Source organism: Arsukibacterium ikkense (assembly GCF_000987775.1).
Classification (GTDB): Bacteria; Pseudomonadota; Gammaproteobacteria; order Enterobacterales; family Alteromonadaceae; genus Alishewanella; species Alishewanella ikkense.
On the sequence record NZ_LAHO01000006.1, the window covers coordinates 39,251 to 53,100 of the forward strand.

At 52.9% G+C, this 13,850-nt stretch carries 12 protein-coding genes; 6 read left to right on the forward strand and 6 right to left on the reverse strand.

Annotation, left to right across the window (positions count from 1 at the left end; translation table 11 throughout):
* The first annotated feature begins 44 nt into the window (after nt 1–44).
* Nucleotides 45–1,496, forward strand: a complete 1,452-nt coding sequence (pdxR, locus tag WG68_RS07695; protein ID WP_235357696.1) for a MocR-like pyridoxine biosynthesis transcription factor PdxR — start codon at nt 45–47, stop codon at nt 1,494–1,496.
* A gap of 33 nt (nt 1,497–1,529) precedes the next feature.
* On the opposite strand, the gene WG68_RS19355 is transcribed toward pdxR, so the two are convergent.
* Nucleotides 1,530–1,703 carry a DUF3012 domain-containing protein gene (locus tag WG68_RS19355; RefSeq protein ID WP_083981824.1) on the reverse strand — a complete coding sequence of 58 codons (174 nt, stop codon included), beginning with the start codon at nt 1,701–1,703 and terminating at the stop codon, nt 1,530–1,532.
* 203 nt (nt 1,704–1,906) lie between these two features.
* Between WG68_RS19355 and WG68_RS19060 the strand changes: the two genes are divergently transcribed.
* Both WG68_RS19060 and WG68_RS07705 read left to right on the forward strand, forming a co-directional pair.
* Nucleotides 1,907–2,920 carry a hypothetical protein gene (locus tag WG68_RS19060; RefSeq protein WP_052749006.1) on the forward strand — a complete coding sequence of 338 codons (1,014 nt, stop codon included), beginning with the start codon at nt 1,907–1,909 and terminating at the stop codon, nt 2,918–2,920.
* Between the two features lie 18 nt (nt 2,921–2,938).
* On the forward strand, nt 2,939–3,502 hold the full coding sequence (locus tag WG68_RS07705; protein ID WP_046557097.1) for a LemA family protein: 564 nt from the start codon (nt 2,939–2,941) through the stop codon (nt 3,500–3,502).
* On the opposite strand, the gene WG68_RS07710 is transcribed toward WG68_RS07705, so the two are convergent.
* Genes WG68_RS07710 through WG68_RS07720 form a run of 3 tightly spaced genes read right to left on the reverse strand, consistent with a single transcriptional unit; the run spans nt 3,494 to nt 6,980 of the window.
* Entirely contained in the window at nt 3,494–5,266 is a 1,773-nt protein-coding gene (locus tag WG68_RS07710) for an amidohydrolase family protein (protein ID WP_052749007.1), read from the reverse strand. The two genes, WG68_RS07705 and WG68_RS07710, sit on opposite strands and share 9 nt — an antisense overlap.
* Entirely contained in the window at nt 5,266–6,027 is a 762-nt protein-coding gene (locus WG68_RS07715; protein ID WP_235357697.1) for an ABC transporter permease, read from the reverse strand. The genes WG68_RS07710 and WG68_RS07715 overlap by 1 nt, the downstream gene beginning before the upstream one ends.
* The gene (locus WG68_RS07720; protein ID WP_046557098.1) at nt 6,024–6,980 is read right to left on the reverse strand and encodes an ABC transporter ATP-binding protein; all 957 of its coding nucleotides are present in this window, start codon (nt 6,978–6,980) and stop codon (nt 6,024–6,026) included. The genes WG68_RS07715 and WG68_RS07720 overlap by 4 nt, the downstream gene beginning before the upstream one ends.
* A 185-nt stretch (nt 6,981–7,165) precedes the next feature.
* Here WG68_RS07720 and WG68_RS07725 point away from each other — a divergent pair, with 185 nt between their 5' ends.
* Nucleotides 7,166–8,230: a sensor histidine kinase gene (locus WG68_RS07725; RefSeq protein WP_235357698.1), complete on the forward strand. Its 1,065-nt coding sequence runs from the start codon at nt 7,166–7,168 to the stop codon at nt 8,228–8,230.
* On the forward strand, nt 8,227–8,823 hold the full coding sequence (locus WG68_RS07730) for a response regulator transcription factor (protein ID WP_046557100.1): 597 nt from the start codon (nt 8,227–8,229) through the stop codon (nt 8,821–8,823). Before WG68_RS07725 ends, WG68_RS07730 begins: the two co-directional genes overlap by 4 nt.
* 22 nt (nt 8,824–8,845) lie before the next feature.
* Here the strand turns inward: WG68_RS07730 and WG68_RS07735 are convergent, their stop codons facing one another.
* Together WG68_RS07735 and WG68_RS07740 are read right to left on the reverse strand one after the other, a co-directional pair.
* Complete coding sequence (locus WG68_RS07735) at nt 8,846–9,757, reverse strand: alpha/beta hydrolase family esterase (protein ID WP_046557101.1); 912 nt, start codon at nt 9,755–9,757, stop codon at nt 8,846–8,848.
* A gap of 78 nt (nt 9,758–9,835) precedes the next feature.
* Complete coding sequence (locus tag WG68_RS07740) at nt 9,836–11,614, reverse strand: alpha/beta hydrolase (RefSeq protein ID WP_046557102.1); 1,779 nt, start codon at nt 11,612–11,614, stop codon at nt 9,836–9,838.
* A gap of 138 nt (nt 11,615–11,752) precedes the next feature.
* Between WG68_RS07740 and WG68_RS07745 the strand changes: the two genes are divergently transcribed.
* Nucleotides 11,753–13,813 carry a winged helix-turn-helix domain-containing protein gene (locus tag WG68_RS07745; RefSeq protein WP_046557103.1) on the forward strand — a complete coding sequence of 687 codons (2,061 nt, stop codon included), beginning with the start codon at nt 11,753–11,755 and terminating at the stop codon, nt 13,811–13,813.
* Nucleotides 13,814–13,850: the final 37 nt, after the last annotated feature.

A 13,850-nucleotide genomic window follows, 5' to 3' on the forward strand; every position in this document is an offset into this window, starting at 1 on the left:
TGGCTTATTATAAATAACCAGTTTTAACAAACGGAGCAATCCAGTTGCCTATACCACGCCTGACTACCGATCCCTTAAGCTTAAGCGGCAGTGGTGAGCTGCAGCAGCAACTGTATCTGAGCATACGCCAGCAACTGCTGAGCGGCCGCTGTCCAGGAGGCGCCTTATTACCGTCGGAGCGACAACTGGCTGCTGATTTAGGGCTAAGCCGCAGCACAGTGCAACAGGCACTGCAACAGTTAGTGGCAGAGGGTTATATTGAACCGCAGCAGGGCCGGGGCTATCAGATCGTGCACGCGCTACCGGATGGCTTTTTTGCCGCCAGCCATAAGCCGGCGTGCACCAGTAGCAGCTTGCCAAGCCAGCATTATGGTTTAACGGCCAAAGCCCCCAGCTACAGCGGCCGTTTGCAGCCCGGCGTTGCCAATGTGCAGCAGTTTCCATTCCGGCTGTGGCAGAAACTGCTGCAACGCCATGCTAACCGGCCTGTGTTATGCACCATGGCCGATCCGCAAGGTTACCTGCCGCTGCGCCAGGCGCTGGTGCACTATCTGCGCCAGTCACGGCAACTGATCTGTGATGAAAGCACGGTGTTGATTACCGCCGGTGCCCAGCAAGCCTTATTTGTTGCAGCCAAACTGGTGGCCCGCGGTGGCCAGCAGGTATTGATGGAATCACCCGGCTACCCCAGATTACAGCAGGCATTACAACTGGCAGAACTGGATATCGCGTATTTGCCGGCAGCCGGTCCGGCCGGGATAGATCCGACAGCGCTGCCGCTCCAGAGCAAAGCTAAAGCGTTGTTTTTAACGCCATCCCATCAATACCCTTGTGGTGGCATTATGCCGCTAAGCCAAAGGCTGGCGTTGCTGAACTGGGCCCGCACGGAACAATGCTGGCTGATAGAGGATGATTACGACAGTGAATTTCAGTACCGCCACCGGCCAATAGCCAGCTTGCAGGGCTTAGCCAACGGTAACGGCGTGCTGTTTACCGGTTCATTCAGCAAAACCCTGTTTCCGGCACTGCGCCTCGGTTATCTGGTAGTGCCGGCTGAGCTGGCTGGCACAGCCGGCGCCATTCAACAGGCACTGCATGGTGATGTGCCCTTGCTATCTCAGGCAGTGTTGGCTGATTTTATGGACGAGGGCCATTTCAACCGCCACCTGCGCAAAATGCGACGCTTTTATCAGCAGCAAAAACAGCAGGCAGTCAGCTTATTGCAGCAGCATCTGCCGCATGCCACCTTATTGGCGCAAGACGCCGGATTGCACCTAAGCGTGTTGTTACCGGGTCTTAACGATGACATCGCACTAAGCCGGCAGTGCAATCATCATGGTTTTAACGCACAACCCTATAGCCGCTACTGCTTTTTAAATGAGCCAGAGCGTGGCCTGGTGATAGGCATTGCTGATGCGGATAAAGATTGTTTAATGCAGCTGATTAACCTGCTTAACACCTTGAAGGCCATGTCTGGCCAGGCAGGTATCAGATAGCCAACCGCTGCTTAGCGGCTGGCGGCTGCTGGATTAATCTTTGATTTTTAATATACAATGCTTGGCGAATTCTGCTGCTTCATTTGCACTCCAATCGCCTTTCGGTTTAGCTTCCATCGCATTACACCACTTTTGAGAACCTACCGCTGGTGCACATCCCGCCAACAATGTGCTACTTAATACCAGTAAAACCAGCATCTTTTTCATATGACTATCCATTTTAAGAGTTAATAGAACCTTGCCCGGCAATATAACACCAAAGCTTTAAAATCAGGCTTTAAATTAGGGTTGCCGGATGGCAAAAGCTACGCTAAATGCTGGCAGTATGTTGCTGGTAAGGAAGGCTTGCAGCAGGTTTTCTTTGCATCTGTTGCCAATTTTGCATATGTTGCTAGTGCCACGGAGGGGATATGTCAGCCTATCAACATAATAAATCGCTATCTGCCTCATTGGCGCTAGTAAAAAGGCGCAGCGAACAGCTGAGCGATAAGGCGGAACTGCTGCAATTGCTGGATAAACTGGCCGCGCTGCCACAGCCGCTGGCCTACCGCCACTTACCGTTATGGCTGAGCAGCGCTGGCTTAGTGGCTGGCGCATTAGCTTGTATGGCGCTGTACCATTATTTAGTAGAGCTAAGCTGGCTGCCCGCCATTGGCTGGGGGCTGCTGGGCCTGAGCCTGTTGCCCCTAATAGTGATAGGTTGGCGCCATGCAGGTTTTAAAAAGCTGGGCCGCGAGCTTTACTGGCACAACGCGCTATTGGATAACCAGCTACAGGTACTACCTTCAAGCCGCTGGCCCGACAGCCGCAGCTGGCAAAGTCGCTTTACCGAATTTGACCGCGGTAACCACAAGCGTGAATTTAAACAGATTATCGCCGGCCATTACGCTGGTACTGAGCACCAGTTCGATTATCACTACTGGCATTTTCATTATGTTGACCGGCGCACGGTAACCAGCACCAACAGCAAAGGCCATGTTAGCACCCGCACCCAATATACCCATTACGACCGCTATGGCTTGATGCTGCCCTTTAGCTATGTGCAAAGCCTGTTTATCTGCAGCTTTACCCCAAACGGCTTTAGTGGCGAAAAATACCAGAGTGACTCCGGCCGTTTTAATAAAATATTTAAAGTGCGCGCCCGCGAGCAAATGCAGGCTGCGCGCTTTTTAAAGCCGGCAGTGGTGGTAGCGCTGGAAGATTTAGCCGGCCAGTTGCGCCAGCTTAACCTGGAATACAGTGCCGATGGTATGCTGTGCCTCAGCTTTGCCGATGCCGATTTACTCAGCGCCCTGCCACCCTGTGGCCTGGAGCAGCTAAGCCTGTTTCGCCAAAGCATTGAGCAGGCAACCACACTGCCTAAATTACAGCAGACGCTGGCGTGTCTGCACCAGTTAATGCGACACTCAGACTCAAACTTTTAACTTTAGCAGGAGCAGCTGATGGCAACAGGCATCATTATTGGCATAGTCGCACTACTGGCAGTATTAGTGGTGGTCATTTACAACGGCATTATTACCCGCAAGAACGCGGTCGAGCGTGGCTGGGCCAATGTGATTACCCAGGAGCGGCAGAAAAATAAAATGATCCCGCATCTGGAGCAGGTAGTCGCCCAGTTCCGCGAGTATGAAAGTGGCCTGCAAACTCAGATCACCGAGCTACGCAGCGGCATTGCCAGGTTAGATAGCAATAACATAGACGCCAGCCAGTTACAGCAGGTGGAAAGCAGCACCCAACGCTTAATGCAGGGATTGAATATTGCGGTGGAAGCCTACCCGGAGTTAAAAGCCTCCGACGTATTTAATAACCTGATGCGCGAAATCGCTGAACAACAGGAAAACATTGGCGCGGCTATCCGCATTTTTAACCAGAATGTCGAAGACTTTAACAACGGCATTCAGGTGTTTCCGAACGCGCTGGTCAATGCCAGTTTAAATAAACAAAGCCGGATAACCCCCTTTAACGACAGTGAGGCAGAGGCCGGTTTTGAGTATAAATTAAAGTAGCTTAATATTATCCAGCTCAAACTGGAACTCACCCTGCGGGCCGTTCCACAGCAGCATACTAACGGCTTCAGTATTCAGGCCGTTAAATGCCGCCAGCGGCACCTCGATAGTTTGCCAGTCGGCCGTGACCGCAAAATGCTGGCTTAGCGGCATAAAGCTACCGGCTGAGAACGCATCCAACCGGTACTGGCCGGGCGTGCCGCGAATGCGAAACTGAATACCGGTTATGCCGCTGAAGTTGCTGCCCGTTTCCATGCTATCGGCCGTTTGCCAGGCTACGCCAGCCCAGGGATAAGCAAAACCTGGCCGGGTCGCACCATTGATCTGCAACACCCCCTGCTGCCAACGCATCTCAGCCGACGACCTGCCTTGCATCATGCTGTCACTGCTGGCGGCTAAAGCGCCGCTACGGGCGGTGACATCATTGGCAAAATCAGCAATTAAGCCAGCACTGATGGCAGGGTTTGCTGCTGGCAACTTAACCTGATGCCGCCAGCCGTTTTTCCAGATGGCTGCAGGCTGCAACAGGGTGGTCAGCTGCTGCATCGGATCCTGACTGAGCAATAGCATATCGGCCTTGAAACCCGATCGCAGATAACCTACCTCGGTCAGGCCAAAGGCCTTAGCCGGCGCCGAGGTAGCACTTTGCAGCACCTGCAGTGTCGGCACAGCGGCGCGCTGCAGCAGCACCATCTCTACCAACAGGCTAACGCCATGAGCGGTATTAGGGTTGGGCGCATCAGAGCCTGCCAGCAACAGTACGCCAGCGTCTGCCATCTGCTCAGTGTTGCGGGCCAGCAACTGATAGCGCTGTTTTGGGATCAGCCCATTGCCAAAGCGCTGCTGTAAACTGCTGATGGCAGCAGGCGTCAGCTGCGGTGGCGGTGCCTGCAGCAGTAACTCGTCATTAATCTGCTGAACAATCATCCCTTCCATTACGGTCATAGTGGGAATAATAAAGCGTTGCTCAGCTGCCATCCGCTGCAGTAACTCAGCACTGACCGGCGCACTGAAAAAGCTGTGTACCAGGCCATCAGCCCCGGCGGCTATTGCCTCCTGTGCCGATGGTGAATCGGCAATATGCACCACTGCCAGCACACCCTGTACTTTGGCGGCCGTTATAACTGCCTGCAAGGTAGCCAGATCGATAGAAGGTGCAAAGCGCTGCAGTGCTTTTGGCGAGGTATAAACGATTTTGATAAAATCTGAACCCTCGGCCAGTCGCTGTGCCACAAAGTCACTGGCCTGCTCCGGCGCGTCTATTACCGGTATTGCCATACCATACTGAGTGCCATGGCCTTTGGGGGCCGTGACCAGAGTGCCGGCGCCATAGATATCAGCCTGCGTAGTGCGTTCAGTACCGGCCCTGGCGGCTTTTTGCGCTACCAGAAACTGATGATCGCCAAACATATCCAGCACTGTGGTCACACCAAAATTCAACGCCTGCTGCAGGGCATCACCCCAGGCATGCACATGGCCATCAATCAGCCCCGGTATCAGCCATTGATTATTGCCGTCGATCAGTGGCAATTGGCTGTCGGGTTTAGCCAGATGTAATTGGCTTACCCGGCCATCACGTACTTCGATATAGCGCTCGTCGCGCCACTGTTCGCCGTCAAACAGTCGCACCGGCCCCAGCACAAAGCTGTTACTGTCGAGCTCCGCTGCAGCAGAGCTTGCTGGCAAAGGCGCATGCGGCTGAGGCAGTAATACAAAAAACATCAGCAGCAGCGCAGCAGTACCAATAATCACTATGGCTTTCATTATTTAGCTCCAATAACCCGACGAAACACCAACAGACATAACAGCGTTAGCCCGGCGCTGGTGACTAACAGCAGCGCCAGATGCAGCAAGGCAGCATGGCCCTGATCCATTGCCAGTAATTTTAGCCCCAGTTGCGATAAGTGATAACTCGGCCACAGCCAGGCAAGTTGCTGCATCAAGTGTGGCAGCATAGTAACCGGTAGCCATAAGCCAGATAAAAACGCCATTGGCAGATACAGCAGATTGACCACACCGGGCGCGGCCTTGTCGCTTAGGGTTAACCCCAACAGCAAGCCAATTAACGCAAAAGGCACAGTGCCAAGCAACATCAGCAGTGCCAGCCCCAGCCACTGGTGTTGGTATAACCTGACCTCGCCGAACAGCGCAGCGGCACTGAACAACAGCAAAATAATCAGTAGTGCAAACACCAGGCTGGTGGCCATTTTTGCCAGCAAGTAGGCACTGACTGGCATCGGTGACAAGCGCTTTAAGGTGAGCCAGCCCTGCGCCCTATCGCTGGCAATGCTCATGGCAAAATTAAACATCGCCGGGCCCATAATGCCAAAACAGCTGTAGGTCACCAACATATAGGCCGCCTGGCTGCCGCTGCCTGAGGGGCTGAACAGCACGCCAAAAAACAGGTAAAACACCAACGGGAAGGCCAACGCCGGCAATACAAAGCCTGGGGTGCGCCAGACGCTGACTAGATCGTACCAGGCTTCTTTTTGATATATCGCTAAACTGGTCATGCCACTAGTCATGCTGCTTGCTCCTCTTTTTCTGAACCGACAGCTTCAGTGCCATCACCCCGGGTCAGTTGTAAAAAGGCTTGCTCCAGTGCCACCTGGCTCACTTCTAACTGACTTACCGTATTATCTGCAGTGAGTAAAGCCAGCACCGTTTGTTCGGCGTGGCTGCTATGTAAGGTCACACCCTGCGGCTGGCGGTTAAGTTGCAGTACGCCAGGCAGCGCCAGTAAGGCCGCATCGGTTAAGGCACTGCAACATGTAATGACTTTGTACTGGGTAAGCGCTTTTAATTCGCTGGGGCTGCCACTGGCAATAAACTTGCCCTGATGCAGCACCATAATGCGATTGGCCAGTTGTTCCGCCTCTTCCAGATAATGAGTGGTCAGCACTATGCTGACGCCCTGTTGTTGCAACTGACGGATTTGCTGCCACAAGCCGCGTCTGGCCTCAACATCCATGCCCAGCGTAGGCTCATCTAAAAACAACAAGCGCGGCTTACCGGCTAAGGCCAGCGCAAATAATAAGCGCTGCTTCTGGCCACCGGATAAGCGGCCAAACCGTTGTTTGGCGTGCGCTTCCAGCCCGGCCAGCGTTACCAGTTCTGTGGCGCTGTAGCCGGCCAGATAATAACTGGCAAATAAATCACAGTGTTCGGCCACCGTTAAGGTGGCTGGTAAGCTGCCAATTTGCAGCATAACGCCCAGTTGCTGGCGCAGCGCCACACTGCGGCTGGCCCCCTGTTGTAACTGGCCAAGTAAGTATATGTCGCCGCTATCGGCGGCGATTAAGCCTAAAATAGCTGAAATCAGCGTGGTTTTACCGGCGCCATTAGGGCCGAGAATACACAGCACTTCACCTGCTTTAGCGCGTAAATCAACGCCGCTCAGTACTGGCTTGCCGGCAAAGCTTTTATGCAGCTGAGTGAGCTGCAGCAGGGTTTGATCAGTGTTAACGTCAGGGTTCATCTGTTCAGGCTCCGTCTGTGATTGGTGCCAGTATCTGCCAACTGCAGCGCGTTGCGCAGTGTGCTTTGTCAGCAAATGCTAATGACAAATGTCACTGGCTTAAGCCGGGCAGGCAGTGAATAATCAGCTTAAGCATTCAATAAGCGGTGATGAGGATGGATAAAGGGCTGGCCCTGGAGCGGAAAATGAGTTGGGTTTATCTGATAAACCTTATTTTCTATTTTATCCCGCTTTTTACCGTGCGCTTTGCAGTATGGCAGTACATCAGTATGGCAGCGGCTTTGCTGCTGTTTCTGGCCTGCTATTTTTGGGCCCACCGCAGCAGTAACCATCAAATGCACTGGCCCATTTTGGGTATCGTGCTGACAGCCACGCTAATCACCCCTATAAACCCCGGCTCAGTGTCGATGTTTGCCTTTGCCAGCTTTTTTATCGGTTTTGCCTATTCTCTGCGCCGTTATCTGCTGCTAATGTGCCTGTTACTCGGCTTGCTGGTGCTACTGGACTTAACCCTCGATATTCGCTGGCACCTGTTTTTAATGATGGGCCTGCCCATTGTGTTAGCGGTCAGCTTGCTGGGACGGGCCGAGCAAGCAAAGCAGCGCCATTATCTTGCCAGACAACAAAGCGAAGATGAAATAAAGCAACTGGCAGCAATGGTCGAGCGCGAGCGGATTGGCCGCGACCTGCACGATATATTGGGCCACACCTTATCCAGCGTTATTTTAAAAGCCGATCTGGCGGCAAAACTGTTAGCTCATCAGCAAACGGAGCCTGCCCAACAACAGTTGATCGAGCTTAGCCAGATTGCCCGCGATGCACTAAGCCAGGTGCGGCAAAGTGTCTCGGGTTACAAACATCAGGGGCTAACAGCCGAAGTGGCTAAACTGCTTGGCCGGCTGCGCGATGCCGGTTTTCAGGCCGAATTAAGCGGAGACGTACCAAGGCTGGACAACCGGCGCGAAACGGCAATTATTCTGGCACTGACAGAGCTGATCACCAATGTGATGCGCCATAGTAAAGGCGATAGCTGTCAGCTAAGCTTTCAGCAACAGGGGCCTGCGTTGCATATTTGCCTGAATGACAACGGCCAGTTTGCACAGATGAAAGAGGGCAACGGCCTGACCGGTTTACGTGAACGCTTAGCCGCAATCGGTGGCACCCTGACGCTGCAACAGCAAGATGGTGTCACGGCCAGTATTCAACTACCACTGCAGGAACCCTCACTGTTACAGGACGCTACGCAATGAAAATCTTACTGGCTGAAGATCAGGCAATGATCCGTACCGCGCTGGCCAGCCTGCTGCGCCTCGAAGCCGATTTTCAGGTCACCGAGGCCGCAGACGGCAATACCGCACTCAAGCTGTTAAACCACCAGGCCTTTGATTTGCTGCTGAGTGATATTGAAATGCCCGGCTGTTCCGGTATAGAACTGGCGCAATATGTACAACAACATCAGCTGCCGACCAAGGTGGTGATTATAACCACCTTTGGCCGGGCCGGTTATGTGAAGCGGGCACTGGATGCGGGCGTCGGCGGTTTTTTGTTAAAAGACGCGCCGGTCGAGCAGCTGGTGCAAGCCATTGGCCAGGTGATGCAGGGCAAAAAAGTGGTCGACACTGAACTCTTGTTAAATTCGCTTGGTGAGCAAGATCCGTTAACCGAGAAAGAGCGGCAGGCGTTGCGACTGGCCGCCGAGGGCAAAAGCACCGGCGATATAGCAGCGGCGCTGTATATTGCCGAGGGCACCGCCCGCAATTATTTGTCGGAAGCGATCAGCAAACTGCATGCAGCCAACCGGATTGACGCCGCCCGGATTGCCCGGCAAAAGGGCTGGCTGTGAGTCGGCGTAGCTAACAGCAGTGTTAAAATGCCGAGTCAAACAGCTGATGCATTAGTTGATGCAATGCAGATTTCACATAATCTGGTTGATGTTCAAACGTATCCACCAGCGTATAACCAGTGGCCTGCAAGCACCCCTGATATTCAAAGCTGGTGGCCAGATTGCCGGCCGTTTGCAGTTGCCATGGGGCACTTTGGGTGTAATTAGTGGCGCAACCATTTATTTGCTGAAAACGTGCGATGGTATTATCCAGACTGTTAATCAGCTTACCCGAGACACTGACCCTACCGGCTAACGGCATGTCAGGATCTTGAGTGCCATGTAAATGGTGCAACGCAACCGGCAGTGCCGGTTGGCATGCGGTTAACGGGCCTACCGCCTGTCCCGAAATTGTGAAGGCAGCTTTAACCCGCTCAGGTGTTTGACAAACCAGTTGGTACGACATCATAGCGCCTGCAGAAAACCCTACAGTCGCTACCTTATTGCCATCGGCATTGTGAGCACTCACCAGACGATCTATCACCTGTAATGCGTAACGGGTATCTGCGCTGTGCGCTGAAGCAGCCTGTAGCTCACTGGTCCATGCCCAGTCATCCCCCCCTTGCGGCAAAGCAATCAGGTAACCATAATCATCTGCAAACTTTTGTAGCGCCAGAAATTGGTTCAACTTTGCCGGCGTACCAAAGGAGGGTGGCGAGCCATGAAATGCCAGTAACACTGGCCTGGGCGATGTTGTCGTCGTAGCTGGTACTATTAGTTGAAAACGCCGACCGGCGGCGATATCGCAAATGGCGCCGGTGCCAAACATAGCACAATCGTTGGCTGATACCGGCGCGTCATTGTCAGCCGAGCCACCGCCGCAAGCAGTTAGCCCCGAAACCGCCAACAGGCTGGTAAGTGCTGCAGCGATTCTGGTTGATTTAGTATTCCACATTGTATTTCTCCTTAAGTGAACACCTGATAATAGGTGCAGAAATTGTATTGCTATGTTTTAGTGTGTTAGCGGGTGCAGTCACGGCAACTGCAACTGGGCGAATAACCAGTCCAATGCCGTTTTAATTTGCTCAGGTTGCTGCAAGGCCACCAGATGGTCACTGTTACTCAGCGCAATATACTGGCCATTAGATTGCTCGGCTTGCTGTTGATGCCAGTGGGTGCTTTCCTGCTGCCATAAACGCAGCAGTTCTGCATCGTCGGGATTAGCAGCAATCTGCGCCTGCTCAAAGTCGGTATCTATTACCGACACCGGTATCGCCGTCACCATCGGCAACGCCGCATAAACGTCTAAATCTTCGCTGTACGCAGCTATTTCCCGCGCCCGGCTTTGCTGATGGCTGATCAGCAAACGCTGCTGGCTGATTAAATCAAAATAATGCCAGTCCATTAGGGGCTGCTCACCGACCAACTGTTCAGCATGGCTGCGCTCAGCCTGCAATTTATCCATGGTACGCGCGGTCCAGGCACCCGTGGCCAGATGCGGTATTAACGCTGCCAGATTGGCTTGATACCAATCGGCCGGATACCCCTGGTAAACACGCAACGCATTAGCGGTGGGTACGTCAGGGTCTACCAGTAACATGGCTTTGATATCAAAGGCCTGCTGCTGTTGCTGATAAAATAGCCGTGCGCTGATACTGGCACTGGCCATCGCGACCAGCACGATCTGTTGCTCACCCGATGCTTTTAGCACGCCGGCTAAATCACCGGCAAAACGGCGGTAAGACAAATCGTCGGCACTGTCACTGAAGCCATTACCCAGCCGATCGATGCTGTATACCCGGTACTTTTCAGCCAGCAGCGGTTGCAACAAGGCAAACCAGGCGCTGTCACTATGGTAGTTCTGGTTAGGCCCGGCTAATAACACTACGGCCGGGCCGGCATGCTGCTCGCCCATTTGCCGTAGATGGAAACGTTTATCGGCCACCTGCACCAGCTTAGAGGCATCAGGCAGGCGCGGCGTAGCCAGTTGTTGAAAAAAGGTCAGAATTTCAGCTGAGGTATCAAACTGACTAAATTGCCACTGATGCTGGCCTTGCTTGATACTAAATAACTCAGCTTTTTGCTGGCCGTTGCTGTAACTAAGCAATTCCACCTGATTACCGGCAAGTGTTTTTCTATACGCTTTCGGTAAGCTATTGTTTAAACTAGCGAAGTGGGCAATAGCCCAGGGAGCAGAGATCAGCCCGAAATTGGGGTCTGTAAAACCATTGTAGGGCAAAACGGTATCATTTTTGCCAATGGCCATCATAATTGACACCGGCTGCTGCGGCGCACAACTTTGCCATAACTGCCCGGACATAGGTGCTGCCACTACTGCAAAAGCTTTAAAACCAGTACTGCGATTACAGGCCAGATTCTGGGTAAACAAACCGCCCTGTGAAAACCCAGCGGCATAAATTTCTCCTGCGGCAATCCGTTGCTTGCTGCTGATATCAGCAATAACTGTGTCGACAAACCCCAAATCGTCGATACCCAGCCGGCTTGCGATGTTGCAATTGCAGCCTTCGTTCCATTCAACAGTAGCCGCCTGCGGATAAGCGACAATATAGTCATTACTGTAAGCCGTAAAGTTGGCAGTTCGCTGCATCCCATTACTGTTTCCGCCCGAGCCATGAAATACCAGCAGCAACTTGTATTCACGATCTGGCTGGTAATTGGCTGGCAGCACTAACAGATAACTGCGCTCCCCCAGCTTAACCAGACTACTGTCGCCCTGCTCCTTACTTTCGTCGCTGCAGCCAGCCAGCAACCCAGCCAGCACCAGCAGTAAAAATCTTAGTTGTAATTTCATATTGCTTTCCTGTTAACATAAAGTCGCCATCCAAACTAACTGCACGCTGGTGTTATAGCGATAAAGAGCAGCTGATGAATTTATGATGAAAAGCTTACTATTTATTAATTGAATAGAAACAAGGAATTAGACCAGACTATGAGCAAGCAGCAATGGCTATTGGGCCAGCTGATATTTGAACCGCAGCGCCGTACCCTGCAGTTAGCTGAAGCGCACTGCACTCTGGAGCCCAAGCAGGCCCAACTATTGCTATTACTGGCACAACACGCTGGCGAGCCGGTGAGTCGTGAACGACTGATTAGCGAGATTTGGCAGGGCAGAGTCGTCAGCGAAAGCGCGATTAACCGTGCTGTCAGCTTATTACGAAAGGCCTGTGCCAGGCTGGATCCAACAACAGACTATATTGCTACCATTCCCAAGCTGGGCTATTGCCTGCTGCCGGCAGCAACGTTACTCCATACAACCGCAGTAGCTGATAGCTCAGAGCATATCAGCCCCTCTGCGGCCCCGGCTGTTTTAGCCACCGTCAACACCACGAAAGCAAGCCGCGCCTGGTGGCCCCTGGTGGCGCTATGTGTTATCGCACTGGCCGCCAGCGGGATGTGGCTGCAGTTCACCCTCTCATTCAGTAAGCAACAGGCGCAGCTACTGATCCCCGAGCCAGTTACCAGCTTTGATGGCGCAGAATTTAATATAAGCAGCAGCCAGGATGGCCAGTTGCTGTATCACCGCCGGGACGCTGCAGGCGGCGTTCAGCTATGGCTGCGCAGCAAGCAACAGGACAAGCCTTTAATTACCAGCGCCGGCCAGGCACTTAACGGCAGTATTAGCCCGGATGGCCGCCAGCTGGTATACCGCCGACTCAACGCTGACCAATGCCAGATAGTGCTGGTGTCTTTGTCAACGTCAACCCCGGAGCGGCCGTTACTGGATTGCCCGACAGACAGTGAGTTTCAGGCCAGCTGGCACCCTGACAGCCAGCACTTTTACTACCGGCTACGCCACAGCAAAACCCAGCCGTATCTGGTCTATCGCTACCAGATAGCCACCACCTTGCAACAGCAACTCACCCTGGCCGATCCAGCCAGCAGTAACGGCGCCATTGCCATCACGGTTGCCGCTGATGGTCGGCAATTGGCTGTTGCCAATTATCTGACAGCCAATAGCAGCCGGCTTAGCCTTTACCAGCTAACCGATGGCCAGCCGCAGTTGTTGCAAACCACCGACCTGCGTATCGGCGTGGTGGATTTAACCTGGCCTGCCGGGCAACCGCTGATCCTGGCCAGCCGCAACCAGTTACATTTGCTGGCAGCAGATCTGTCATTGCACCATTATTACTACTCGCAATTACCGCTGAACTCAATGGCCAGCAGCAACAACCAGCTGTTTTTTGCCAGCCAGCAACAGCAAGCAGGTATCTGGCGCCAACCCCTGACAACCAATGCACAGGCTACGCCATTTATTGTCAGCTCTCAGCTGGATATCTTACCCAGAGTGAACCAGCAGGATAGCGAATTGCTGTTTTTAAGCACCCGTCAGGGGCAGCATCAGGTTTGGCGCAAAGTACATAATGGCCCGGAGCATTTGCTGGCAGCATTGCCAGCACCGGCCAGCTTTACCCGTCTCAGCTGGTCTTATGATCAACGTAGTATCTACTTTAGTCAGCAAGGGGCGGCCTATCAGCTGCAACTGGCCAGCGCTTCGCTAACGCAGCTATTTGGGCCAGAGCATCAGGCTTATGTGCTAAATGCAGGCCAGGATAATAACAGCCTGATTTACAGTAGCAGTAAAAGTGGTGACTGGCAGCTATGGCGTTATAAGCTTAACGGCAAGCAACATCAGCAATTAACCCACCAGGGTGGTTACAGTGGCTATCTGGTAGCAGATACCTTGTATTACAGCAAATTTCATCAGGATGGCTTATGGCAACGTCAACTCGATAGCCCTGATGAGCAATTGCTAATGGCTGACTTTGACAAAATAAACTGGCTTAACTGGCAAGTGCAAGACAACCAGCTGGTGTATTTTAAACCGGGGCTGGGGGTGTTCCGCCAATTGCTGCAAAATAACTCGCCGCCTGAACTGTTGTTAGCCGATAGCCCGGAGCTGGTGCATCATTATAGCCTGAGTAATAGGGCTATTTACTTTGTGAAACGCCAGCCACCACAAGGCGACATTTTCCAGTTGCCACTACCCTAAATAGTTAGCCTGCCGCGCTGTTATCCAACCACTTTGC